The 25726-nt window shown below is 50.0% G+C and carries 24 protein-coding genes; 8 read left to right on the top strand and 16 right to left on the bottom strand.

What is annotated here, in order from left to right; genetic code table 11:
* The first annotated feature begins 259 nt into the window (after positions 1-259).
* Positions 260-2587, top strand: a complete 2328-nt coding sequence (locus JOD20_RS08850) for a serine/threonine protein kinase (protein ID WP_204754922.1) — start codon at positions 260-262, stop codon at positions 2585-2587.
* Positions 2588-2639: 52 nt separating this feature from the next.
* On the opposite strand, the gene JOD20_RS08845 is transcribed toward JOD20_RS08850, so the two are convergent.
* Positions 2640-3992, bottom strand: a complete 1353-nt coding sequence (locus JOD20_RS08845; RefSeq protein ID WP_204754921.1) for a hypothetical protein — start codon at positions 3990-3992, stop codon at positions 2640-2642.
* 75 nt (positions 3993-4067) lie between these two features.
* Between JOD20_RS08845 and JOD20_RS08840 the strand changes: the two genes are divergently transcribed.
* Positions 4068-4634 (top strand): GNAT family N-acetyltransferase, encoded by a 567-nt coding sequence (locus JOD20_RS08840; protein ID WP_204754920.1) that lies wholly within the window; start codon positions 4068-4070, stop codon positions 4632-4634.
* A 110-nt stretch (positions 4635-4744) separates the two neighbouring features.
* Positions 4745-5353, top strand: coding sequence for a TRIC cation channel family protein (locus tag JOD20_RS08835; protein WP_204754919.1), 609 nt, complete (start codon positions 4745-4747; stop codon positions 5351-5353).
* On the opposite strand, the gene JOD20_RS08830 is transcribed toward JOD20_RS08835, so the two are convergent.
* From JOD20_RS08830 to JOD20_RS08805, 7 genes are all read right to left on the bottom strand, one after another.
* A complete protein-coding gene (locus JOD20_RS08830; RefSeq protein ID WP_204754918.1) occupies positions 5342-5773 on the bottom strand; it encodes a hypothetical protein in 432 nt (143 codons plus the stop codon). The two genes, JOD20_RS08835 and JOD20_RS08830, sit on opposite strands and share 12 nt — an antisense overlap.
* Positions 5766-6218, bottom strand: a complete 453-nt coding sequence (locus tag JOD20_RS08825) for a hypothetical protein (RefSeq protein WP_204754917.1) — start codon at positions 6216-6218, stop codon at positions 5766-5768. Before JOD20_RS08825 ends, JOD20_RS08830 begins: the two co-directional genes overlap by 8 nt.
* A 330-nt stretch (positions 6219-6548) precedes the next feature.
* The gene (locus JOD20_RS27080) at positions 6549-6674 is read right to left on the bottom strand and encodes a hypothetical protein (protein ID WP_476702820.1); all 126 of its coding nucleotides are present in this window, start codon (positions 6672-6674) and stop codon (positions 6549-6551) included.
* Positions 6644-7372, bottom strand: coding sequence for a TdeIII family type II restriction endonuclease (locus JOD20_RS08820; RefSeq protein ID WP_204754916.1), 729 nt, complete (start codon positions 7370-7372; stop codon positions 6644-6646). The genes JOD20_RS27080 and JOD20_RS08820 overlap by 31 nt, the downstream gene beginning before the upstream one ends.
* An 18-nt stretch (positions 7373-7390) precedes the next feature.
* Positions 7391-8689: a DNA cytosine methyltransferase gene (locus tag JOD20_RS08815; RefSeq protein ID WP_204754915.1), complete on the bottom strand. Its 1299-nt coding sequence runs from the start codon at positions 8687-8689 to the stop codon at positions 7391-7393.
* Positions 8690-8861: 172 nt separating this feature from the next.
* Positions 8862-9311, bottom strand: a complete 450-nt coding sequence (locus JOD20_RS08810) for a hypothetical protein (RefSeq protein WP_204754914.1) — start codon at positions 9309-9311, stop codon at positions 8862-8864.
* 333 nt (positions 9312-9644) lie between these two features.
* Positions 9645-10889, bottom strand: coding sequence for a metallophosphoesterase family protein (locus tag JOD20_RS08805; RefSeq protein WP_204754913.1), 1245 nt, complete (start codon positions 10887-10889; stop codon positions 9645-9647).
* Between the two features lie 135 nt (positions 10890-11024).
* Between JOD20_RS08805 and JOD20_RS08800 the strand changes: the two genes are divergently transcribed.
* Together JOD20_RS08800 and ygfZ are read left to right on the top strand one after the other, a co-directional pair.
* On the top strand, positions 11025-11633 hold the full coding sequence (locus tag JOD20_RS08800) for a DsbA family oxidoreductase (RefSeq protein WP_204754912.1): 609 nt from the start codon (positions 11025-11027) through the stop codon (positions 11631-11633).
* 15 nt (positions 11634-11648) lie between these two features.
* On the top strand, positions 11649-12632 hold the full coding sequence (ygfZ, locus tag JOD20_RS08795; RefSeq protein ID WP_204754911.1) for a CAF17-like 4Fe-4S cluster assembly/insertion protein YgfZ: 984 nt from the start codon (positions 11649-11651) through the stop codon (positions 12630-12632).
* A 47-nt stretch (positions 12633-12679) separates the two neighbouring features.
* Here ygfZ and JOD20_RS08790 read toward each other — a convergent pair whose 3' ends face one another.
* The 8 genes from JOD20_RS08790 to JOD20_RS08755 all read right to left on the bottom strand — a co-directional run bounded on the left by JOD20_RS08790 (position 12680) and on the right by JOD20_RS08755 (position 21183).
* Entirely contained in the window at positions 12680-13330 is a 651-nt protein-coding gene (locus tag JOD20_RS08790; RefSeq protein ID WP_239583792.1) for a SanA/YdcF family protein, read from the bottom strand.
* 25 nt (positions 13331-13355) lie between these two features.
* Entirely contained in the window at positions 13356-15731 is a 2376-nt protein-coding gene (locus JOD20_RS08785; protein WP_204754909.1) for a response regulator, read from the bottom strand.
* Positions 15732-15793: 62 nt separating this feature from the next.
* Positions 15794-17488, bottom strand: coding sequence for an ABC transporter permease (locus JOD20_RS08780; protein ID WP_204754908.1), 1695 nt, complete (start codon positions 17486-17488; stop codon positions 15794-15796).
* Between the two features lie 33 nt (positions 17489-17521).
* Positions 17522-18088 carry a DJ-1/PfpI family protein gene (locus JOD20_RS08775; RefSeq protein ID WP_204754907.1) on the bottom strand — a complete coding sequence of 189 codons (567 nt, stop codon included), beginning with the start codon at positions 18086-18088 and terminating at the stop codon, positions 17522-17524.
* A 6-nt stretch (positions 18089-18094) separates the two neighbouring features.
* Positions 18095-18373, bottom strand: a complete 279-nt coding sequence (locus JOD20_RS08770; RefSeq protein WP_204754906.1) for an acylphosphatase — start codon at positions 18371-18373, stop codon at positions 18095-18097.
* Between the two features lie 16 nt (positions 18374-18389).
* Positions 18390-19424, bottom strand: coding sequence for an STAS domain-containing protein (locus JOD20_RS26865; protein WP_204754905.1), 1035 nt, complete (start codon positions 19422-19424; stop codon positions 18390-18392).
* A gap of 26 nt (positions 19425-19450) precedes the next feature.
* Entirely contained in the window at positions 19451-20815 is a 1365-nt protein-coding gene (gene mnmE / locus JOD20_RS08760) for a tRNA uridine-5-carboxymethylaminomethyl(34) synthesis GTPase MnmE (protein ID WP_204754904.1), read from the bottom strand.
* Positions 20815-21183, bottom strand: a complete 369-nt coding sequence (locus JOD20_RS08755) for a hypothetical protein (protein ID WP_204754903.1) — start codon at positions 21181-21183, stop codon at positions 20815-20817. The genes mnmE and JOD20_RS08755 overlap by 1 nt, the downstream gene beginning before the upstream one ends.
* A 662-nt stretch (positions 21184-21845) precedes the next feature.
* Here JOD20_RS08755 and JOD20_RS08750 point away from each other — a divergent pair.
* The 3 genes from JOD20_RS08750 (at position 21846) to JOD20_RS08740 (ending at position 25724) form a co-directional block, all read left to right on the top strand.
* A complete protein-coding gene (locus JOD20_RS08750) occupies positions 21846-23138 on the top strand; it encodes a cation:proton antiporter (protein WP_204754902.1) in 1293 nt (430 codons plus the stop codon).
* Positions 23139-23178: 40 nt separating this feature from the next.
* Entirely contained in the window at positions 23179-23544 is a 366-nt protein-coding gene (locus tag JOD20_RS08745; protein ID WP_204754901.1) for a hypothetical protein, read from the top strand.
* A 545-nt stretch (positions 23545-24089) separates the two neighbouring features.
* Positions 24090-25724 carry a hybrid sensor histidine kinase/response regulator gene (locus tag JOD20_RS08740; RefSeq protein ID WP_204754900.1) on the top strand — a complete coding sequence of 545 codons (1635 nt, stop codon included), beginning with the start codon at positions 24090-24092 and terminating at the stop codon, positions 25722-25724.
* Positions 25725-25726 lie beyond the last annotated feature (2 nt).

Here is a 25726-nt window from a genome sequence, read left to right as displayed (position 1 = left end):
ATGGATAAGGCACGAAATTTCCCATTAAAATGTATCTAAACAGAAAGGTAATGCCAACATAGATTGCTATGTAATCGCAGCAAAATGAAAATCAAACTTGCGAAGCGAACAAAATAATGTGATAATACTTCAATCATTCAATCAGTCTATAGTTCAAACGAACAGGTTCTTGAGCACTTATAAGCGGCGTTAGCTGTTTTCTAGGGCTATTTGCTTGTGATGATTTCCAGTTATTCAGCGTTACGGTTAAGGGGCCAGTATGAGTAACTTAGCACATCCTCAATTTAACAACCAACAATTCGGCGAGTATTTCATTCGGCATAAAATTGGCGCAGGCGGTATGGCCGAGGTCTATTATGCGGAACATCCCGCGTTTCCACCAATTGCCCTCAAAGTATTAAATCCAGATGCAACCGATGATCAAGATAGTTTGCTGCGTTTTCAACGTGAAGCAGCAGCAATCAATAAATTGCACCATCCGCATATTGTTAAAATTTATGAGACAGGCAAGTTGTGGCTTGTTGCAACACAACAGGAAATTCCATTTATTGCCATGGAATATATTAATGGTGGCACACTTGGCGATTGCCTCAATCAGCAACAAACACTTGATTTTATGATTAAAGTTGGTGAACAAATTGGCTCGGCCCTTGATTATGCCCATGGCAAAAACATTATTCACCGTGATATTAAGCCAAGTAATATTCTCTTTCGCAACAATGGTGATGCCGTATTAGCCGATTTTGGCATTGCGCTCGTAACGAATCAATCTCGTTTAACTCAAACTGGGGGATTTGCAGGCACCATTGCTTATACAGCTCCAGAAATTTTCGAGGGCGAAACGCCCGATATTCGTGCAGATATTTATGCGCTGGGATTAATCCTTTATGAGGCTTTGGCGGGCGAACATCCCTATTACCATAAAAATGCTGGGCTTCAAAGCATTATTGGTAAGATTCTTAAGGCCAATTTGCCAGCGTTGCCCCAACTTGCGCCCCTTGTACCGGTTCGGACAGCTGAAGTGATTGCCCAAGCAACAGCACGCCAACCAGCACAACGCTTTGCAACCATGGCAGATTTTATTGAAGCACTCAAACAATCCAAATATCATCAAGCACGGTCAATTCCTAATCAGCCGCTACCAGCTGTGGTTCAGGCTGCCCATCAACCAACAATTGAAACAGCAGGCTATCCAAGCGCTTCAACTCCAGCAAAAATCAATCAGCGTACTGCTAATCAGCCAACAAGCACACCCAACTTCAACCATGGGCCACATTCAACGCCAAACCAAGCAATTCAGCAACCTTACCAGCCAGCCAGCCAGCCCAATTTCAACCATGGGCCACACTCAATGCCAAATCAAGCAATTCAGCAACCCTACCAGCAACCGAGCCAAGTCAATTTCAACCCAGATTCGCAGCCAAATTTCGCGCCACCAAGCTATGTGTCACCAAAGCCAAACTCATGGCAAAAGCTTACCCACGATCGACGCTTGCTTGGTGCTGGAGCCTTTTTCATTGTGTTATGCCTGATTTGGGCTGGTAACCGAGCTTTCGGAACCAGCACCGTCGAACCGACCGCGACTCCTGCAAATCAAAGTGCGATCATTATCACCCCATCGCTCCAAGCAACTACAACCCTAGCGCCGGCCCCAACTGGCGCTGAAGAACTAAGCGATCCACAAGAAGCCAAGCGCTTGGCATATAGTGTTGGCCAAGAAGCCTATGCCCAGCAAGATTGGCCAAAAGCAGCCAAGTCGTTTAATCGGGTCTGGGAGATTGACAAAAACTATCTTGAGCTGACAAGTATTGGATCGGCGACCTATTTTAATTGGGCACTCAGCACGTTGACGAATCCAGATGCTGTTGTCATGAGCAAGCAATATCTCGCCGAGGCCTTTCGTTTTGAGCCTAATCATGCGTTGGCCAAACAGCTTGATCAGTTGCTCGGCAGTTATCAAGCGGGCAAACAAGCGTTCAGCGATGGAGAATGGGATGCGGCAATCGATCAATTAGATCAAAGCTTAGCCCAAATCAATTCGACGCAGGAATTCGCACGATTGAAAAACGATTTAGCGGTGATCGATGCAATGCTCAAGGCCTACCTCGCGAAGGGCCAGAATTTTGAAGAAACTGGGCAACTAGCAAAAGCTCGTGAAGTGTATAGTTTGGCCTTGGAGTTAGCGCAGGATGCACCGAATATCGATGTAGGCGACTTGCGTGCGCGTTTACGCGCAATTTCGCCCACCGCAGTACCAGCCACGCCAACACGGCCAGCACCACCAACTGCCGTGCCAACTATCGCAAAAACCCAACGTTTGTACTTCCAAAAGTATGCAGAAAACGCGGTTGACCCAACCTGTTTTGCAGTGCATATTCGCGGCGTTAACACCGGCGGCTGGTTTGTTGCTGTCGATGGGCTGGGCAATCGCGGCAACGTCGACGGCGCTGGCAATACCAATGTCTGTGGGTTGGCGGCCAGCCAAGAAGTGACCTTCACGGTCTACAATGCCCAAGGTGGGGCAGTCCCAGGTGGCGGCGGGATTCCGACTCGGGGCGGCGATTTGATGGCAGGCTATTGGCAATAAGCAAACGTATCGCAGCGAGCCACAATCAAAACAGATCGTGGCTCACCGCTATTTAAGTGTGCTGAAATCGCCGTTGGGCAAGCAGTCGTACATAGCAATTGCCATCATTGGCGAGTTGCTCAAGCACAGCGCTTGGGCAACTCGGGTTTTCGGCCAAGGCAGCCCGCCCAAGCCACCATGGCGAACGAACAGCCTTGGTCAAATGCTCAATTGGCGTAGCAGGATGGCCGCATGCCAGCAGATGCAACCATGGATCAAGCGCATACAAGGCTTCGATTAATGCCCGTTGGCGAACTTGTTGGCCAATTTCTGGCGCAATGTGCTGGCTCTGAAGCACGGTTTGGCGCACAAGCGAAGCCTGATCTTGGGCCAAAAGCGCTAGAATTTCGGGAGTTGCAACCGGATTACGGGCTGCGGCCAAACGAATTGGCAACCCCGACCAGCTATGATCGCGCGCCAGCATCAACAATAATGTTGGCGTAATGCTGTGATTGCTGGCCAATGCCGCCCGAACATGCTGCGAATCATCAAGCTCCAACAGTTGATGAACAGTCCGCGGGGTTGCTTGATTCTGCGCTACGACAAGCCGAATTTTCGGCTCATCGTCTTCGGCCAAAATTGCGAGGCCTTTAACATCATTGGAATTGGCAACTAGCAGGCGTTGAGCAAATGGCGCATCAAGCAGGGTGGCATATTTTGGGCTGAAATCAAGCGTTTGTGGCTCAAATGCTGGCGTGCTGCTGGCCGCAACTTGCATAAAGAGGCGTTGATGCTGCTCAAGGCTCGATTGACGCAACCAGCCCAACATTGGCTCGCTGATCGCGTTCAAACACAGCAATTCTTGCAATAGGATAGTTGCTTCGACAGCTGGCAACGCAACCTGCTGCTGATGGCTTTGATACTGAGCATACCAATCAGCAGCCAACGCTGGATTCGAGCCAATATGCAATTCTACAGTTTGCGCAATTGCTGGGCTAATTGTGCGAATCAAGGCCAAACTAGGCGCTGGAATGTTGGCGTAGCGCAGCAACTGCAATACGCGCAGCGGTTCAATCTGATGAAACAAGTTGGGATTGGCCAAAAGCCACGAATCCAACGCGGGATTGGCGAAGAAAGCAGCAGGCACAGCGGCAGCAAATTCTAAAGCAACTGTAGCTGGCGTATTGGGGTTGGCAACCAAGGCTTCCACTACAGGCGAGGCATTGCTCCGCTCTAGGAAAATTGCCAGCGGGCCTTGCGGTGCAAGCATCGTGAGATAATGCAAGCTTGTGCTAGGTTGAATCGAATGCGATACTTGAACGAGCTTAAGCCATTCGGCGAGCGCCTGTAATTGCTCGGAAGCAGTAGCAGGATCGTGGGCAAGCGTGAGCATGGCTGGTTGATCAAGCTGGGTCAAATCGAGCATTATTGCGCCTCTCGTGCCAAATTTACGAAGAACGTGCTACAATCAGGGTTGCTGAATTACGATGGAGTATACCCCATGTTTAGCTCAAGTCGCTTGACCCTGCGCTCTGTTGGCCAAGAAGATCTGCCAATCTTTCATCAATGGTGGGGTGATCCTGAGATTATGGCCTTGCAGACCGATGGTGATATTCGTTTGCGCCATGAACCAACGAATGTGATGATGTTTGACCATTGGTTTCGCGATGGTGGCAGCGATGTTGGCTTCTCAATTGAACTAACAGCAACTGGTCAATTGATTGGCTTTACCAATGTTTGGGGCGCGCAATTAAAAAATCGCTCGGCAGAATTGGGTATTATGCTTGATCGCGCGTTTTGGGATAATGGCTATGGCACCGAGGCAATGCACTTGGTCGTCCGCTATGTCTTTGCTGAGCTTAATTTTCACCGCTTGCAATTGACGGTGCGCGATTATAACCAACGTGCCCAGCGCGTCTATAGCAAAGTTGGCTTCCAAGTGGCTGGGCGTTTGCGCCAAATCAATTTTCGCAATGGGCGTTGGCACGACGATATTGTGATGGACTTGTTGCAGGACGAATATTTGGCAGCCCATGGAGCCTATCCAGCTAGCTCAACCATGCCCTAAATAGCTATAGACCAATGGCAACTTCGTGGTATAGTGATAGACAATCGCGACATGAACCGCGCCTGATTTTTCGGCGCGGTTTTGTATTAGCTTAAAACTCAGAGGATGTTGTGGAAACGCTGCTCTCGATTATTGAAATTTGTGCCACGATTGCCTTTGCCATTTCAGGCATTATTACTGCCCGCCGCCGTTCATTCGATTTAATTGGCGTGTATACGGTGGCGTTTGTGACCACCTTTGGCGGTGGGACAGTGAGGGATATTTTGCTTGATCGTCGCCCATTCTACTGGGTGCAACAACCGATTTACCCAATGTTGATGTTGGCATTGGCAATTGGTTCGTTTTTTGTGGCCAAGGCCGATTGGGTTGCGCTGACCGAAAAGGCAATTATGATTCCCGATGCCTTTGGCTTGGGCTTGTTTACGGCGGTTGGCGTGGCCTATGGTCTCGAAGCCTCAATGCCAGCCTTCATCGCCGCCTTGATGGGCGTAATTACGGCCTCGGTTGGCGGCATGCTGCGCGATATTTTGTGCAATGAAATTCCCTTGGTGTTTCAGCGCAGCACCCAATTGTATGTGACCTGCGCTTTTGTCGGCGCATGTGGCTATCTGTTGTGTACCTATCTTAATTTTGATGCGCTGGCAGTTTTAGTGTGTACTGGCATTACCGCGGCGATGCGCTTGGGCGCGGTACGCTACGATTGGACGCTACCGATCTAGCCGCTGCAACGCGGCCAATGCACTTTCCTGAATCATGGTGTGATAGGGGCTAGCTTCCAAGCCAATGAGGCTCGCCAAGCACAATCGATAATGCTCCACAGCGAGGGCACACTGATCAGTTTGTTCATACGACCAAGCCAAATTCAAATACAGCGATGGCAGAAAATCGCTGATTGCTGCGTGCTCAACCAATTGGGCCTGTTCAAGCGCAATTCGGTTCCATTCGAGCATCGTTGTTGGGGGTTGATGGCGGGCACAATAATGGGCCGCGATGCAGCCATCCAAGGCAGTTTGGCGCATAACCCAAGCTTGTTGATAGGCGGCTTGGGCAGCAGCAATCTGATCGTGCATTTCGGCCTGCACCCCGCGAATACACAATTGCACGACTGGATTATTTTGGTCAAGCAAAATACTACTCATAGCGAAAACGTTTGGCGGCTAAACGTCGCCAACGCCGCTGCCGGTGGCGATAAAAAACTTGAGCAAAGAGCCAGATAATTGGGGTTAGCCAGCCCGCCTCAACCACCACATGGTCACGATAGCGCGTGCTTGTGCCTTCAACCGCCACCTCAATCGTATGATCCCAGCGTTTAATCAAACGGCTATAACCATTATCGCGCAACGTAAAAGGATGCTGCTGCGGGTGCGAAATCACAATGGCTTGTTTGCCGCAGGGAATCAGGCCAAATAAGCGTAACTCGACCCAATACGTGCCATCGTGCCAAATCGTTGGCAGCTGGCTTGGGTGTTTGGGCACAAACGTAACCAATGGTTTGGCCACATATTCTAAAAGGCGTGATGTCGTGACATGCTCAATCGCGGTGCTGGCAGCACAATCCAAGCGCGTAGAAAGATCAACAATCATACCAACAACCCTTAGCTAGTGGAGCAGCATCGCTCCTAAGCTCTACCTTACAACCTTGAATGCTACGCAGCAAGCCCCAAATGCCGCCTTTGTCAATATTGTTCAAACATTCTCCACAACTTTTTCATAGCCAGTTGCTAGAATACAGCTCAAGCAAGCCCAAATCGCCAGTGGATGTTGCGCTATGCCTCGAAGCGTTGGGCTTGCTCCCTGCAATTTACATGAAACGAGAATGTATATGTTGTATCCTGTTTGGTTCAGCTGGCCGTGGAGCCGCAATATCGTTGGACAACTGCGCCGCATTTACCATTTTTGCGAGCCACTATGAGCTTATTGCAGGAGTTTTTGGGTTATCTCAGCGGATTTTGCTAATCCTATCTCATGATAAATTTCCAGCAATTCAGAATAAGTTGTTGGCTCGCCAATTAACGACCAAAACTCCTGACCAATGAGCACAGCATTGGTAAAATCGGTATATTTTTCGTAATACTTGAGCGATAGCTAGTCCGATTAATCCCCCAAGGATTGTAGGCCATTGCATAAAAAGCCTTGATTGGCACAGCGGATTGCTGTTTGATTGCATAAATGCGGAGTAACCGTTGCATAACCTCAAGGCATTGGCCTTTATTAGGTTTGGGTGATTTTATTTCAAAGAATAATTCGCTGCCATCATGGCGTTGAATGTATAAATCTGCGCGCACAACATGATTTTCTGTAATACCGGTTAATTGTATTGATTGAAGTTGATCAAGCATCGCATAAAGTGTTGGGATTTGGCGCTGCTGGCTACGATCAAGCGTAGCAATTAATTGATCGATTGCAGCCCATTGGGCTTGATCAAGCGAGGCCTGTAGATCATAGCTACGGAGCGCAATTGCATGATGATTAAGCGCAATTAAGCGTGCACATTCCTCAAAGGTTGAGCCAAGCCCGGTACTTAAGCTGCGTTCAAACCGATTTAAGCGCATAATTGCTGCTGGAATAAGCGATGCGTGAAACGGCTTCAGATCACCATCTGCTGATAGAGAAGCTAAATAACTATCAACATCGTGAAATTCACGCACGTTTCGTTGCGTATACACTGCTAATTGCTGTTCAATGAAACTATTGAGATAAGCTTTAATTTTATCGCGAGTCATTGGATTAATTGCCATAGCCTAAACCTCGCACAATTATGGCTCAAATAATTTTATACTTTGCAAAGCTTTACCAAGAGCAACAATAACTGGTGGAGCGACACTATTACCAATCAAGCGAAAATTTGCCGATTGGTTGGAGTGAAATTGGAATGATCCAGGAAAGCCTTGTAAACGAGCAGCTTCGCTTACGGTAATTTTCCGATAGCGTTTTGGGATTAACACTTGCTGAATAAAATTATGTTTATATTCCTCAGCATTAGCACCACTAACACTAATTTCAGCAATTTCATCGTGCATTCCACGTGCGGTTAATGTACCAAAAAAGCGCGCATTTGGTAAAAAAATTCGGTATGTTCCATCGATCCCACCAGATAAACGCCGATTAAAAAATTCATACTTACCATCAGCATATTGACGTAAAATTCGTTTTTCTACTAAGGTTTGTAATTCTTTTTCTGCTAAACCAGCAACCAATTCAGCTATATCCTGATAGCTCATCGGGTTGCCATCGCAGTCGCCATAACGAGAATTACGTCGATTACGCATAATAATCATACAAATCTGTTTTTCGCGCTCGGTTGTGGGGTATATTTCCCAGCTATGAATACTTGTTGGCCCATTGCGAATATCGTTAAGAATAAAAAAATCATTAAATGCACCACGAGGAGTTAATTTATTATAGCCAACATCAATTCGCTCACCAAATAAATTGCGCTGAATTGGAATTGATTCAAGTTTAGTTTCTGGTACTTCAAGATTATCTAAAATATGGTAAAGCCGTTGTTCAGATTCAGCATATTCTGGAAACGAAAAACTGATCAGATCAAGTTTTTGTTGAATACCAATTATAAAAACCCGATCACGATTCTGAGTAACTCCATAATCAAATGAATTTAATAATTTGTAGTAAACGTTGTAACCCAGATCTTTAAAACTATCAAGAATACTTTCTAAACATAAGCGATTACGTGGATCGACTAAGCCTTTGACATTTTCAAAGATAAAAGCTTTTGGTTGATTAATTCGCACTAAACGAATAACATCAGTCCACAATTGCCCACGTGGGTCATCAAATGCTTGATTTTTACCTGCAATCGACCACGGCTGACACGGTACGCCGCCGACTAATATATCGTGTGCAGGCAATTGCGCAAGGGTTGTAATATCGCCTAAATTGTGGTCTGCGCTATCAGCAGGCCAGTTTTGGCGATACACCTTCAGTGCCTGTTGATCGATCTCAGCCGAGGCAACACACATACCACCAACTGCCTCAAGCCCAAGTCGAAACCCACCAATCCCGGCAAATAAATCTATAAAGCGAAATTGTTGCATAGCGTTCTTTCATGGTTGTACTGTCTGTTCGATATTTTAGAACAGCTTGCCAATCTGTCAAAGTTAGGCGGTGCTTAGAAATTAATTAAATTATTTTCGTGCTTGATATGCTAGATTAAACAACCAACGGAGAGCCGAAGCTCCCCGCTGAAATCAAAAGCTCGCAGCAAATTTACAATTTAAGCGCTTCAGCAACATCGTTAACCAGAATTGTATATTCGCCTGGTTGGAGCTGCGCATCAACTTGAATCGTGGTGCTAAATGGTGAGATTTCTTGGGTACACATTGCATCTTTTGGCCGAATTGTGGTTACTTCAATTTTAATCGTGTTGCCTTCAACCACTTGCTTCGCTTCGTGGAATGCGGTGCAACCATCGTTGAGCATGCCGTTAATTTCAACCATTACTTGGGGCGGCATCGATTCTTTGACCGTAACTGACACACTCTCAATCATCATCAGGCCAATTTCGCTTTGGGCCAAATCAGGAGTTGGATAGCTCGCGCTATCGGTTGTGGGGGTTACCGCAACTGTCGCAGTTGGCGCAGTCGTTGGTGTGCTTTGTGCGGTGCCGCATGCTGCTAAAACGGAGGTCAATACGAGCAGCAAAATTCCCTTACGCATTCGATAAAACTCCTTAATTAAAATTGGCGTTGTGCCAACCTCACTGCGAGATCAACGTTAGGATAGCAGATTTTGTTCCTACCCTTGGTTGATGCACGAAGCACATGAAGTGTGTTTTTTGATCCACGAAGCACACGAAGATTATTTTTAACCACGAAGGACACAAAGAACACGAAGGTTAAGTTTTTAGCCACAGATTGGCACAGATTTCCCTGATGATACTTCCGATAGCCCATAACTTAGATCAGGCAGCCTAATCTCTGACACCTAGCCCCTGAACCCTAACCCCAACTCCTATGCTCTATGTTCTCTGTTCTATGTTCATCCTTCTCATTATGCATGCTCGCTGGCTTGCTCGGCTTTGATCAGGGCATCGGCGGCTTTGAGCATGTGCTCGCGGCGCGTAGTGCTGATGTTGCTGCTCTCAAGGTAGATTTCAAGCGCGCGGCGGGGCGTAAGCCCTTCGTTCAATTCGCTGGCCACAGCTGCATAGCGCGTGCGTTCGCTGCGTTTGGCATCAATCGCGATGCTGGCAATCACATGGGTTTCGGCGGCTTCAAGCAACCGCCGCAGCTCTGCTTCATCAAGTTGCGGGCGTTGCTCAGCGGCAGCACTAATCAAAAGGCGCACCACAGCACCTTCCAAATCGCGTTTGCTCATTGCTTGGGCCACCCGCTCCATAGGGTCGCTGCTGCCAGTTACATCAACTTTAATCGTAACGAATGGGCGTGGATGGACCGGAATTGGCTGGAAGGTCGCATCTTCCCAATTATTTTCAATTTCAACAATCACCACCTGTTTTTGCTCAGTTTCCTCGCTAAAATCGATCCGTTCAATCGAGCCTGGGTAGATCATCGGGGGATTTTGGCTGAGCACTTGATAGCGATGAATATGGCCCAACGCCACATATTGAATGCCTGGCTGAGCCAAAAGCGATGGTGGTAAAATCAGATCATTGCCCAACATCACCGAGCGTTCAGCGCCATAAGTGGCATTGGAAACCGTGCCATGAAAGGTTAAAATGGCTGGTAAATCGCCGCGCAAACGCTCAGGCACTTGTTCGAGCCAAGCCCCAACTCGGCGCAGCAATTCGGCTTCGAGTTCGGCAAATGGCAATTCACGAATATCATCTTTGGTTAAAATGGCGTGGCGGCTAATCCAAGGCACGGCAACAATTTGAATACTGCCAGCGCGGGTTTCGATCGTATGAATCCCAAGCCGATCGGCAATCGTCACGCCTTCAATCGCCAGCGTATCGAAAATTTCCACCGAGTGGGCCTTGCCAGCAGCGGCAGAAACATCGTGATTGCCAACCAAAATAAACACCGGAATTCCCCGATCCAAAACGCTACGGAGGCGGCGGGCAAATTCGCGTTGATGGGTTGGGTTGGGTGTGCGGTTTTTATAAATATCGCCAGCAATCAGCACCAAATCAACATCCTGCTCGATGCCAATCTGCAAGGCTTCTGCAAAGCGATCAAGATAATCGATTAAACGGGTGTTGAGGCCGGTTACATTATCGAGGCGACCATAATTTTCCATGCCAATGTGAATATCTGCGAGGTGGAGAATTTTCATTGCCCAATCCCTTTAATAGCTCATGTGTTTGGTTAGTCTACCACAATCGGCGGCTCGTGGTAGACTGAAAAGGCCGCTCGTTAATCCAAGTTTACGATTGCTTGCGGCTATTCTTGCGCGGAAAGGAAAGCTAGTATGTCAGTTAGCGTTGATGTATGGTCAGATTTTGTTTGCCCCTTTTGTTTTCTCGTTTCAACCAGCTTAAAACGTTTGGAAGAAACTCACGATATTGAATTGACGTGGCACGCCTTTGAGTTGCGACCATTTGGCTCGCCGCCACCAGATGCGCAATATCGCCAATTTATTGCCGAAAAAACGCCAGCCATGGTGGCAATGGCCAAAGCCCAATATGGGGTTGATATTCAACAAGGGCCATTTGGCATTGATAGCCGTTGGGCGCATCGGGCGACCAAATGGGCCGAACAACAAGGCGCTGGCAATGGTTTTGCCAAAGCTGTCTTGGCCGCCTATTGGTTGCAAGGCCAAGATATTAGCCAAATCGAAGTTTTGGCCGCGTGCGCCGAATCGGTTGGGCTTGATGCCAGCAATTTGCAAGCAAGTTTGGCCGAGCCGCTTTACGATGAAGCAGTTGAAGAAGATATTGCCTTGGCCCAGCAACTTCGCTTGAGTGGCGTGCCCGCCAGTGTTTTTGCTAAACGCTACTTGGTTGTGGGCGCACAACCCTACGAAGTGTTTGCCGATGTTTTGCAACAAGCCCTTGACCCACAACAACCAAGCAACTAGAGGAGGTCGTTGGTTATGAATGAACAGGCGTATCGAGCTGCCAGCGAGCAAGCAGTCTATCTGGATCGCTCGTCGGCTGGGTGTGTGGAAATTACAGGCCGTGACCGTTTGGTGTTGATTAATCGGCTTTCGACTAATGCTGTGCTCAATTTGGCTCCTGGCACTGGCCAAATTACCGTGCTGACCACCAACATTGGGCGAATTATCGATTTAATCACGATCTTATCGATCGATGATGATACGATTTGGGCGATTACCAGTGCTAATCGTGGCGCACAATTAACCACCTATTTTGGCCGCAATAAGTTTTATGGCGATCAATTTAAGGTGCGCGATGTCACCGAGAGCGTGCATCAGATGCGGGTGTATGGCAGCCAAGCCACCGCAATCTTAGAACAATTGACCAACCAAGCCTTGGAGCAGGTTGGATTGTGGCAGCATGTCAGCGCGGAAATTGATGGCTGTCCGGTGCGCTTGGCCCGCATTCGCCCAATGCGCGGCGCTGGCTGGGCGATTTTTGCTGATCTGGCAGCAGCCGATGCTTTATGTGAAGCCTTTGACGATGCCAAAGCTAGCTTGCTTGACCGCGAAACCTATCATACTTTGCGGGTTGAAGCTGGCTACCCAGCTTTGAATGAACTCAACGAAGAATTCATTCCGCTAGAAGCCAATTTGTGGGATGCAGTCAGCTTCAACAAAGGTTGCTACATTGGCCAAGAAATTATTGCTCGCATGGATAGTCGCGGACGCTTGGCCAAAAAGCTCCAAGGCTTGCAACTAAGCGGCGCAGTTGAGGTGCCTGCTCAATTGATGAGCAATGGCAAAGATGCTGGCACATTGACCAGCGTGGTTTGGTCGCCAGACTTGAATCAGCACATTGGCTTGGGCTATGTGCGCACCGGCCACGAACTTGGCAGCCAACTCAGTGTTGGTGAGCAGCAAGCAACCGTGGTCGAGTTGCCATTTATCGCCCAAACTGAGCCAACCGTCGTCGAATAATAATTCCACAACCGCCGAAGTTGCAGCCAATTTCGGCGGTTGGCGCGTTATTGTTGGGCGCTGGTAGTTTCGCCCAAACCAACGGTTGGCCCCAAAAAGGTTGGTTGCGGCTGGCTGATATGTACTTCAAACAAGGCTTTGCAACGTGCCAACCATTCGCGAGTGGTGTAGCGCACTTGGGTCATTGGCGGATAGTAGGTTGTGGCCTGTTCTGGCTGATGGCTCCAATCGGGGATGCTCAGGCCAATTGCATTAATACCCAACTCGCGACAGGTGTAGATTGCGCGCGGCAAATGATACTCTTGGGTCACGAGGATGGCTTGTTCAAGGCCAAAAATTGCCTTGGCCCGATAGCAGGTTTCGTAGGTGCTGAAACCAGCATAATCGCGGGTAATTGCGCTAGCAGGCACGCCGTGGGCCAGCGCATACTCGCGCATCACGCTTACTTCATCATAATTAACTTGGCTATTATCGCCACTCATCAACAAGTGTTGCACTTTGCCTGCTTGATATAAACGAATTGCCCCATCAAGCCGCTCGCGCAGCGCCGCGCTTGGTTGATTGTTGCGAATACCAGCCCCAAATACAATTGCAACCTGCTGGCTTGGAATGCTCACCACATCATCAAAACGATAAGCGGCAGTTGCCCAACGCACCCAACTATTGACCAGCAATAACGCAATTGCCAGCGCAAGCATTAAACGCACGCTCCAGCGCAGCAATTTACGTGGTTGTAGGCGGTTGCTCCACCCGCCGCCGAACTTGCTCGCGAACCAAGGCCAAAATCTCTTCACGCCGCACATTCCCCTTACTAACCACGCGTTCAACGGTTGCTTCGAGCTGCTGCCGTTCTTCCTCGGTTAGCTCTTTGGCCGAAACCACAATAATTGGCAAATCGCGGAATTGCTCAAGCTCTTGCAAAGCAGCAATCGTTTCAAAGCCATCCATTTCGGGCATCATCAAATCGAGAATCATGGCCCCAAATGGGCGGCTATGCAATGCGCCCAAGGCTTCGCGGCCATTGGCGGCCTCGTAAACTTTCCAGCCAGCGCCTTCGAGCATGCGCCGCAACATTGCCCGACTATCCTGATCGTCATCAACAACCAGCACTAATTGGGTTTTATCGTTTTGCGGGTCGATACAACTACGCAGGGTTCGCAATAATTGGCCGCGATCAACGGGCTTGATCAAATAATCGTACACCCCAAATGAAACGCCTTGATTCGGCTCGGCCACAATCGTATGCATAATCACCGGAATTTCGGCAATCGCTGGATCAGCCTTGATTTCGGCCAGAATTTCCCAGCCGTTGATATGGCCTGGCAGCAACACATCAAGCAAAATTGCGGTCGGATGATAGCTGCGCACCATCGACAAGCCGTCTTCGCCATTGAGCGCGCTCAAAACGCTCCAGCCTTCACGCTTGAGGGTGCGCGAAAGCATGTGGTGCACGTTACGATCGTCGTCGATAATCAGCACTTTTGGTTGGTTATTGTTGGCTTCGCTAATAATCACTGGCGCTTCATCAAGCAACGAAACCGGAGTCATATCGATGACCGATTGCGGCAGATGCACGCTGAAGGTCGAGCCAACGCCCAACTCACTTTGAACGCGAATATCCCCGCCAAGCAGTTGCGCCAAACGCCGACTTAAGGCCAAGCCAAGCCCAGTACCGCCATATTTGCGCGTCGTTGAAGCATCGGCTTGGGTAAATGGCTGAAATAAGCGGGCTAATTGGGCGTTGCTCATGCCAATACCATTATCGTGCACGCTGAAATTGATCCAGCCAGCTTCCTCGATGGGCTGCACTCGCAGCGTAATGCGGCCATGCTCGGTGAATTTGGCAGCGTTGCTCAGCAAATTGACCAAAATCTGGCGCAAGCGGGTTTCATCGCTAATCATCGTCAGCAAGCCCGCCGCCGATTCGATCACCAAGCGATTTTCATTTTTGATGATCATTGGATCGACGGTGGAGCGCACATCGTGCAACAATTGAGGTAGCGAAATTTCCTCAGGCAAAATTTCAACCTTGCCCGATTCAATCTTGGCCAAATCCAAAATATCGTTGATCAAGGTCAGCAAATGCCGACCTGAAAGCCGAATCCGGTCGAGATCTTCGATCATGGCGGTTTGGCCGAGGTCTTCGCATTCTTCTTGCAGAATTTCGCTATAGCCGATAATTGCGTTGAGTGGCGTGCGCAGTTCGTGGCTCATATTAGCCAAGAAATTGCTTTTGGCGCGATTGGCTTCTTCGGCCACAAATTGCAGGCGTTGCGCGTGATCCTTAGCTTGCTCAAGCCGCTCGATTTGGCCACGAATTGTTTGGGCCATAGTGTTGAAACTAGCGGCAAGCTGGCCAACTTCATCGTAGCGTCGAATCGGAATATCGCTGGAGAAATCACCATCGGAAAAGCGTTGCGCCCCATCGCGCACAAGGTTAAATTGACTACCAACCCGCCCCAGCAGATAGTAAACAAATAAAATGAGCAGCACAAATATCGCCATGCTGCGCCCAGTTAAGGCCACAATCATGCGGCCATTTTGCTTGGTAATCGAGGCTTCGAGTGCTTCAGATTGATCGTCAATAATATCGGATAAAACTTGGCTGGCAGCGTCGAGTTGGTCGGCACGCTCATCGAGAATTTCCCAAGCAGCGAGTTCAGCTGCAGAGCGGGTTGGCGCTGCTTCTTGGATGCGCAAATCGATTTGGGCAAGATAAGCAACGCCTGCATCTTGGTAATCGGCGCTGAGCTTTTGCACCTGATCGAAGGCGGCTTTGGTCTCGGGGCTTGGCTGCATTTGTTGAAAAAATTGTTCAAGTTCGAGGCGTTTATCATCGAAGGCTTGGCGATAACGGGTATAGTGTTCGCGCTCATCTGCATAGCCCAAGGCATAGGCATCGAGCGCATGAGCTTGATATTGGGTATAGAGGCTAATTTCGCGGGCTAAGCGTTCTGCATCTTCGAGATCAATCACATATTCAATATCATCATTCAGCCAATTACGCTCAATAACCCCAACGATATTTAACCCAGTCATTAGGCTCAAAAGCACGGTTGCAATGATGATCATTGTCCGGCGTACCGACCCTCGTTTCATGCAACCTTCCTTCGCCAAGCCAACGGATTCCAATTGCTATTATACTCCATTCTGTCTAGTTATCACCATTCGCTGCCTTGGTCGCGGAAGCGCTCCAACAGGCCAAAACTCACAAAGGTAACCAGCATTAACAGGCTGCTCATCGCCAAGGCTTGGCCATAGTTGCTTGCGCCAGGTTGGCCCAAAAAGCGAAAAATTACCACGGGCATGGTGGCAGTATCGGGGCTAGTGACGCTCACAACCAGCGCCGCTCCAAAATCGCCTAACGAAACAGTAAATGCAAAGAGTGCCGAAGCCATGATACTTGGCAGGAGCAAACCCAAATCAACTTCGCGCCAAGCCTGCCATGGTTTTGCACCCAACATGCGGGCAGCCTCACGTAAACGTGGGTTTAAACGCCGCAAGGCTGGCAACATTGTGCGAATCACAAATGGCAAGGCCAGCAAGGTATGAGCTAATGGCAACAAGCCCGACCAACGCCGCAGATCAGGGGTTTCCCAGCCCCAAAGTTCATACGAACGAAAAGCGATAATATAGCCCAAACCGATAGTTACCGCCGATGTGCCCAAGGGCAGCATCAGCACGCCATCGAGCAGCTTGGTGAGGCGACCTTGGGGCTGAGCCAGCAAATAGGCACAGGGTAAGCCAAACGCCAAGGCCAAAACAGTCGTAATGGCTGCATAACGCAGCGAGTTGAGCATAGCTTGGGTTGGCGGCACATAGGCATAACTCCCGCGCTGATTGATGCCTAGCATGCGAAAATATTCAAGGCTCCACTGGCCATCAATGCGCAATGCGCCAAGCAACAAACTACCCAACGGCAAAACGATCAAACTCCCTACCAGCAGCAGCATTATGCCGATTACCAAGCGGGTTGACCAACGCTGAGCACGGCGCAACGGCAATTGCTGGGCTTCTTGGGCCACGCTGCTCCGCCGCACAAGCCGCGTATAAGCCAAGGTCAAGCCCAAACTGGTGAGCATTTGCAACAGCGAGAGGGTTGCTGCAACAGGCAAATTAAATTGGCGAATTGCTTGATCATAAATTTCGACCTCGATGGTACGTTGTTGGCTGCTGCCCAATAACAGCACCGTGCCAAAGGCCGAAAAGGTAAAAGTAAAGACCAACAATGCTGCTGCTAACAAGGCTGGCATTGCCAAGGGCAAGGTCACTTCGAGCCAAACTCGCCAGCGTGGCGAACCCAGCACATTGGCCGAAGCCTCCAAACGCGGGTCGTGGTTGCTCCAATAGGCGCTGAGCAAACGCACGACAACCGTCAGATTGAAAAAAACATGCGCCAGCAAAATCATGCCAAGGCTTTGTTCAAGCTGCAACGGCGCGTGCGTAAGCTCAAACCACTCCATCAACCAGCGATTGACCAAGCCACGCTCGCCAAGCAAGGCGCGAAAAGCCAAGGCCACAACCACGGTTGGCAACACAAATGGCACTGCAATCAACGAGCGAATTAATGCCCTCCCGGGAAAGCGATAGTGCGCCAGAATATAGGCGGTTGGCACGCCGAGCAGCAGCGTAAAAAAAGTTGAAAGGCTGGCTTGCCAAGCGCTCCAAGCCACAACATGCAGCAAGCTGCGGTTGCTCACTACTGCTTGGATGGCAACCAACAAGCCCTTTTCTGCAAAGGCGCGTTGCATAATGGCCCAGAGTGGCACTCCAAAAAAGAGCATAAAAAAAGCGAGCGCTGGCAAGGCCAAAAGCCAATAGAGCCATTGAATGCGCCGCTGGTTACTGTTTGACATAGCTATTTCTCGGCTAGCAAGCGGGGAACGACCCTAGCGCCATTCGATGCGCTCGGCAACTTGGGCACGAAGTTCTGGCGTAAACCAGGTTTCTAGCAAGGCGAGTGCCAAATCAATGCCTGCCGAAACGCCTGCTGAGCTGGCAATTGGCGGCGCAATGATATAGCGTTGTTCGCGCTCGACCGTAATCTGGCTATTTTCCGCCAAGAGATCAAAGGCGGTGTAGTGGGTTGTGGCGCGTTGGCCATCGAGCAAGCCAGCAGCCGAAAGCACCAAGGCCCCAGTGCAAACCGACACAACCCAGCCCCGATCGCGCTGTTGGCGCAAATAATCGAGAATGAGGTTGTTGTGACGGGCATGCGTCCGTGCGCCAAGCCCGCCTGGCACCAACACCACATCAAAAGCTGGCGCATCGGCAAAGCCATAATCGGGCTGAATTTTTAGGCCATAGCGGGCTTTGACAGTTTGAGCTTGCTCAGCAACCGTGTTGACCGTGAGATCGACCCAATTGCTAGCCATACCAAATACTTCCAGTGGCCCGATAAAATCCAATTCCTCTGCATCGTTGAACAGCAAGATGCCAATTGATTTAATTGTCATTGTTGATTACCACGCAATATCAAAAGTTGGCTCGCGATGGGTTGGTTCTTGCCACGTAACTTCAACGTGTTGCACTTTGGCATGCACTGGGCCGCTATAGCACCAGCTAATCATGCGCTGCACGCCTGCTTGGCTGCCCTCGAAGATTGCTTCGACGCTGCCGTCGGGCAGGTTTTTGACCCAACCGCCAACCTTGGCCAAACGGGCTTGGTCGCGACAATTAGCGCGAAAATTTACCCCTTGCACGGTTCCGGTCACAATCACATGGGCGCGGGTTGTTTCCACACAATCCCCCTTATGCTTAGGTTGAACGAAGTTCTAAGGCTGCCGCCAAAGTTGGTGCCGAAAGCACGTTTTGGCGGTTGAGCTTTAACTGTACCATCATTGGCGCGACTTCTGGTTGCAATCCAGCCAAAATCACGCGTGCGCCCAACAAGCGGGTGCCTTGGATAATCCGTTCGAGCATCGTCAACAAGGTTTCCGAGGCTGCTGGCACGCTCGTCAGATCAAGAATCAAGGTGTTGGCGCGTTGTTCGTGCAAATAGCTAAGCAAGGACGCTTCCACCGCTTTGGCGCGTTGGGCATCGAAGCCACCAACTAATGGCAGCACCACCACATCGTCGCCAACCGGCAAAGCAGCCACCGTCAACGCATCAACGGTTTGGCGCAAGGTGGTTTCGGTTGAAACCAATTGTTGATTTGCGGTTTCTAGCCGAATTGCCAAGCTGGCTAGCTCATCGGAGCGTTGCTGCATCGCTTGACGTGATTCTTCTAAGGCTTGTTCACGCTGATTAATCACATGCATCAGGGCAGCAATAATCACTCCAGTGCCAATCAGCAAAATCGTTTGCGAAACCATGGCTAGATATTTGTAATTATCACTGACACTCATCATCAGTAACGAATCGCCATCGTTAAAGCCCCACGTGCGATTCATTTCGATACTGATGGCAATCAGATGAGTAAAAACACTAATTGCCACCGCTGCGAAAATCCAACGCCCACGCGCCAAAATAAAGCCCGCGCCAACCAATTCAATACAAATTGTAGCGAAATGATACGAGACAAATCCGCCAACATTATGATTGATCATGGCGACTGTAATTGAGCTGGCAAAGTGCAACAATAACGTTAATGGATAGAGATTATTGGGCTTGACCAGAAAAATATAGCCAACGATGAGCAAACCATGCACAATCGCCACATAAAAATTAATCTGCGAATGCACATTCTCCCAATCGATAATCGGAATTGGCATAAACAGCGCTGTAATGCCGAGCATAATTCGAGCGTAAAGTTTGGCGCGTTCGACGGGTAGCTGCTTTGAATCTAGCACGGGCTTGCTCCTTGCGGGTTAGGCAGTTATTTGCCAATACAGAAGCGACTAAAGATCATATTTAATAAATCATGCTCGACCGTTTCGCCTGTAATTTCGCCAAGGCTGGTAATTGCCTCATGCAAATCGATCGCAATCAGATCGACTGGGCGACCTTCTTGAAAGCCTTGGATCGCTTGCTCAAGGGCGGCATTGGCACGACGCAGGGCATCACGATGGCGTGGATTGGTCACTAAGCGGGCATCGCTGAGCGGCAAACCACCAAGCAATTGCTCAGCTACCATTGTACCTAAATAATCCAGGCCCGTGCCAGCCTGCGATGAGATTGCGATGCTACCACGGAGCGCAGGATGGGCTTGACTAAGCGGGCTTAAATCGGTGTTCTGGCCTAAATCGGCTTTGGTCGCAATCAGAATTGTTGGCCGTTCGTGGGTTAATTGGGCAATCGCCAGATCCTCGGCGCTCAACGGCTGCGAACCATCAATCAACAGCAGCACCAAATCGGCCTTGCTCAACGCTGCTCGCGAGCGTTCGACTCCAATTCGCTCAACCACATCGTCGGTTTCGGTAATTCCCGCGGTGTCGATCAGCACCACCGGTATGCCGCCAAGATTGGCGGTTTCTTCCAAGGTATCGCGGGTTGTGCCTGGAATTGCGGTGACGATCGCGCGTTCGGTGCGCAACAAGGCATTCATCAAACTTGATTTACCAGCATTTGGCCGACCAACCAGCGCCGCCCGCGCTCCTTCGCGCACAACCACACCTTGATCGGCTCCGGCCAATAATTGGCTGAGCAAGCTGTGGGCTTGACGCAACGGCGGCAGCAATTCCTCACTTGGCACATCATCTTCGGGAAAATCGGTTAGGGCCGTGACATAGGCCAGCGGATACATCAACTGCTCGCGCAGGCTGCGCAAATCGCGCGAAAGCCCGCCGCCAAGCTGATCGAGCGCCAAGCTCAGACCCAAATTGGTTTGAGCTTCGATCACGTCGAGGGTTGCTTCTGCTTGAGCCAAATCAATCCGGCCATTGGCAAAGGCGCGTAAGCTAAATTCGCCTGGGTTCGCCAAACGCGCGCCATGAGCCAAAGCCAAGCTGAGGGTTCGGCGCAACGGCAGCGGGCCGCCATGGCAATGAATCTCAAGAATATCCTCGCCAGTGAACGACCGTGGGCCTTTGAAAAAAACTGCCAACACTTCATCGACAACCTGACCTTGTTCGTCGAGCACATGGCCATAGCGCATTTGGTAGGAGCGCCAAACGCCTTTGCGGCGTGGCTTGATTATGGTTTGGGCAATTGTCAGGCTTTGCGGGCCGCTGACCCGAATAATGCCAACCCCACCAACCCCGGGCGGCGTAGCCAAGGCAGCAATCGTATCGGCATAGAGCATTAGCGCAACCTCGATGTGCTGGTTAATGGCGTGGTTGGCGGCATGCCCTGTACATGGCAAAAGCCACAGGTTGGCGCAAAGCTATGGTTAAAACTGGGCGCGGTTGGCAAGCCAGCGTTATGACACGTCTTACATTCAGCAACCGCCACCGTAACATCGTGGCCGGGCAATTCTTTAACATCGGGGCCATAGGCAGCACCAAAGGCAAAAACCCAAGTTGCAACAATTACCAAGCCAGTCATGGCAAACATCAAACGCATAGGCCAACTGCGCATCATGGCGCGGTAGCGGGCGCGGGCAGCTTCTTTATCGAACACTGGCGCAGCATCTGGCTGCTCGTCTGGCAGCATTTCAGGTGCATCGCTCATAGGGCAACATCCTTACTAAAATCAAGCTCATAGCAGTATCCGCTAGATCATATCATACTTGCAGGTCAGGGTTCAGGAGCGAGGGATGAAGTCAGAAGTCAGAAGTCAGAAGGCAGAAGGCAAAAGGCAAAAGGCAAAAGGCAAAAGGCAAAAGGCAGAAGTCAGGGATAGGCAGCGAAGAATAATCAAGCAAATCTGGGCAATCGGTGGCAAAAAAAATCAGTCTTCGTGGAATTCGTGGAATTCGTGGCAAAAATCAGCCTTCGCGATCTTCGCGTCCTTCGCGGTTTCAGCCTTCGTGCAATTCGTGGATCAAACCGTTAACGCAGCGGCACAGAGGAATGAGGGCTATAGGCTCTGGACTATCGGAACGTTTGGCAGGATAACACGGGTTCCAATAGCCAAAAGCCAATAGCCCATCTTCGCGATCTTCGCGCCCTTCGTGGTTTCGTTCTTCGTGCTCTTCGTGGATCAATCTTAGTCGTTTGACCAGACCAATTTTTTCGGGTACAGTGCTTGCTCAGAGGGTCATGCCCAAAGTGAATACTGTCTCGTCGCCGAGACAACCATGGTGGAGTCAGTCGCAGCAATGCGGCTTTTTTAGTTTAGTTTTGGTTGCATTTGCTGGCACTAGCCCCAAATTAACCAAAAAGGAGATGCGCATGTCGCTGATCGTGGTTCACGCCAATGCTGCCCCAGCGCCAGCCGCCGCTGCTGGTGATGGCATGTCGCCGTTGTTGCAGTTGGTGCTAGCGTTGGCAGTGTTGATCGCCGCTGCCAAAATTGGCGGGCTTATCAGCACCAAGCTCAAACAGCCAGCAGTTTTAGGTGAGCTTTTAGTGGGAATTTTGCTTGGCCCTAGTGTGCTCAATTTTCTGCAACTGGGCTTTTTTACCAGCCCACACTTACAAACAACCGTCTTTGAAATTGCCGAAATTGGCGTGATTTTCTTGATGTTTGTGGCTGGACTTGAGGTCAAATTGCCCGATCTCTTGGCGGCGGGCAAAGTTTCGACGATCGCAGGCGTGTTGGGCGTAATCATCCCATTGCTTGGTGGTTTTGCGCTGGCGTGGTTCTGGCCCAACAACTACTCATTTACCAAAAGCCTATTTATTGGTATTTTGCTGACTGCAACCAGCGTTTCAATTTCGGCGCAAACCTTGCTGGAGCTTGGCAAATTGCGTTCGCGCGTTGGTTTATCGCTGCTTGGCGCGGCAATTGTCGATGATGTTTTGGTGATTGTGCTGCTCTCGACCTTTGTGGCCTTGACTGCCAGCAGTGGCGGCGGCATTATGACGGTGCTGAGCATCGTGGGTGTAATGCTGCTCTACTTTGTGGTGATGAGTATTTTTGGGCTACGCGCGTTGCCTTGGCTTATCCGCAAAGCTGCCAAATTGCCCATTAGCCAACCGCTGGTGAGCAGCGCAATTGTCTTGGTGCTACTTGCTGCTTGGAGTGCTGAAGCTTTGGGTGGCGTTGCCGCTATTACTGGGGCATTTCTGATTGGTGTATTTATTGGCCGCACGCCCTATCACAACCGCATTGAGGATGGCATGCAAACCTTGACCTACGCCTTCTTTGTGCCGATCTTCTTTGCTAGCATCGGCCTGCACGCCAATATTTTTGCTTTACCAAGCGATTTGGTGCTCTTTGCAGTCTTGCTCTGCCTGATTGCGATTGTGAGCAAAATTGTTGGTTGTGGCTTGGGCGCAAAACTTGGCGGCATGAATAATAAAGAATCGTTGCAGGTTGGCTTGGGGATGATTTCGCGCGGCGAAGTTGGCTTAATTGTCGCCAGCGTCGGTATTCGCCAAGGGATTATTGGCGAAGATGTGTTTGCTATGACCGTATTGATGGTTTTGGTAACAACTTTGGTCACGCCATTAGTTTTACGTTGGTCGTTTGGCAACGATCAAACGCCGAAAGCCGAAACGCCAAGCCCACAACCCAACTAAAATTCTCGTCAGTCAGTGTTGTATCAAAGGAGCAATTGCTATGAATCAAGGCCAATTAGAAACGCTGATCTTTATTTTAAATGATGTTGATCTCTTAAACGAGGTGCTGCGGGCGTGGGAGGAGCAAGGTGTGCGCGGCGTGACGGTGCTGCGCAGCACAGGCCTTGGCCGAATTGGCAATGCGTTGTATCGCGATGATGCACCATTGTTTCCTTCATTGCGCGAATTGCTTGAGGACGATGAGATGCACCATTTTACGCTGCTCAGCGTGGTGCAAAGCAGCCAAGTTGAGCATTTGGTCGCAGTCACTGAGCAAATTACTGGCTCGCTGAATAATCCGAATACAGGCTTTATTGTGACAATGCCGGTTGGGCGGGTCTTTGGCGGCACGCGCAATTTTGAGTAGGCCGAGAGATCAGGGGTCAGGGGTCAGGGGCTAGAAGTCAGGAAGTTTCGAAACCGCGAAGGGCACGAAGAACACGAAGGGCTACAGGCTGAAGGCTTTTGGCTACCGGAACATGGGTTGGAATTGCAAACCAATCCCCGATAGCCCATAGCTGTACTGGTTCATTGCGTTAACCACCGCCTGATCCCCTCACCCCAACCCCTCTCCCGTGGCGCGGGCGAGGGGCTTTCATGCCATGGTTCTTGCGCAATTGGTCAGTAAAACGGGGACTCCCCTCGCCCGCGTTCAGTGGGAGAGGGGCTGGGGGTGAGGGCCTGCCCGCGTTGCCAACCCATGGCCGATAGCCCAAAGCCCATAGCCATTTTGCCTCTGCGTCTCTGTGTTAAATTAAACTTCATATGTTCTATGCTCTCTGTTCTATGTTCTTTCTGCCTTTTGATTTCATCCCTCATCTCCTTCGGCCAATCCGTCCTTGCGTTCTACGCTTCTCTGTCGTATGATTTTGGCGAGAATCTCCTTGTTGAGCATTGTAGAACGGCGAGCCTATGGCAAGTGGTCAAGAAACGATTCTAGTAATCGACGATAGTGAAGCAATTCGGGTGAAACTTCAGGCTCAATTGCGTTCGCTGGGCTATCAGGTCGTGTTGGCTGAAACTGGGCGAAATGGGCTGAACGCAATCAGCCAGCATCATCCCCACCTCATTTTGCTCGATTATCAACTGCCTGATACCACAGGGTTGGATTTACTGCGCAAGCTGCGCACCGATGGCAACACTGTGCCAATTTTGCTCATGACCGCTGAAGGCTCCGAACGGATTGCCGTGACGGCCTTCAAAATGGGCGTGCGCGATTATTTGATCAAGCCTTTCGAGCCGCAAGATGTTGCTCAGGCGATTGATCGGGCGCTGCGCGAGTGGCGTTTGCAACGTGAAAAAGAAATTTTGCTTGGTCAATTACAAGGCCAAGTGCGCCAATTAACCGTGTTGCATCGCGTGGGTAAGGCTGTGACCGCCCAACTCGATGCCAGCAATTTATTGGAACGAATTGTTGAGGCCTCGGTTTTTCTTTCGAATGCAGACGAAGGTTTTGTCCAATTAATTGATGATAATCAGTTGGTTGTGCGGGCTTCGCATAATATTAATCCCTTGCATTTGCGCGAGCTGAGCAAACATACCGATTATGAGTTGGCAAACCGCACAATCAAAACCAACAAGCCAATTCGGATTAACTCTGAGCGCGATGGCATTCGCGTGCAAGCCAATTATTTGGCCCAAGCTGTGCTGATGGTGCCGTTGTTGGTTGGCACCGAAGCCTTGGGCGTATTGACTGTCGCCGCAACTACCCATCGGCGCAATTTCGACGAAGGCGATGAGCGTTTGATGCAAATGCTCGCCGACTATGCCTCGATTGCCTTGCATAACGCCCGCACCTACAGCACACTGCGCGAAACCCAAGGCCGCTTGGTCGAGGCCGAAAAATTGTCGGGCATGGGCCGCATGGCGGCTTCGCTAGCCCACGAAATCAACAATCCGCTGGCGATTATTCGCTCGGGCTTGGAGTTGGTGGCGCAGCAACACACGCCTGGCAGCGCGCTTGGCGATTTGGTGCAAGGGCTGGATGAAGAAGTAGCGCGGATTGCGCGCTTGCTCTATACCCTGGTTAATTTTTATCAGCCCAATAATGATGGTGTGCCGCCTGATCTCAATCATTTGATTATTTCATTGATGCACATTACCAAGCCGCAACTTGATAAAGCCAATGTTAAACTCTATCAAGAATTGGCAACCGATTTACCAGCGCCAAATATTAGCAGCGATGCCTGTAAGCAAGTGCTGATCAACTTGGTGCGTAATGCAATTGATGCGATGCCCGATGGCGGCAAATTGACCATTCGCTCGGCACATCAAAAAGGCCAAATTTTCATCAATGTTGAAGATACAGGCATTGGGATTCCGCCTGAACATCGCGAACGTATTTTTGAGCCATTCTTTAGCACTAAAGGTGTGACGGGAACTGGGCTTGGGCTTTCAGTTGTGTATGGGATTTTGCAACAAGTTGGCGGCGCAATTTCGGTCGAAAGCACCGTGGATAAAGGCTCGAACTTTACCTTGCGCATTCCAGTTGCCGCCCAGCGCAGCCAATCGCCCGATCTTGATTCCGATGAATTGTTGATTGGTTAATC

Source organism: Herpetosiphon giganteus (assembly GCF_016907925.1).
Taxonomy (GTDB): Bacteria; Chloroflexota; Chloroflexia; order Chloroflexales; family Herpetosiphonaceae; genus Herpetosiphon; species Herpetosiphon giganteus.
The sequence above is the reverse complement of the archived record's forward strand: the minus strand, read 5'-3'. Positions and strand labels throughout refer to the sequence as shown.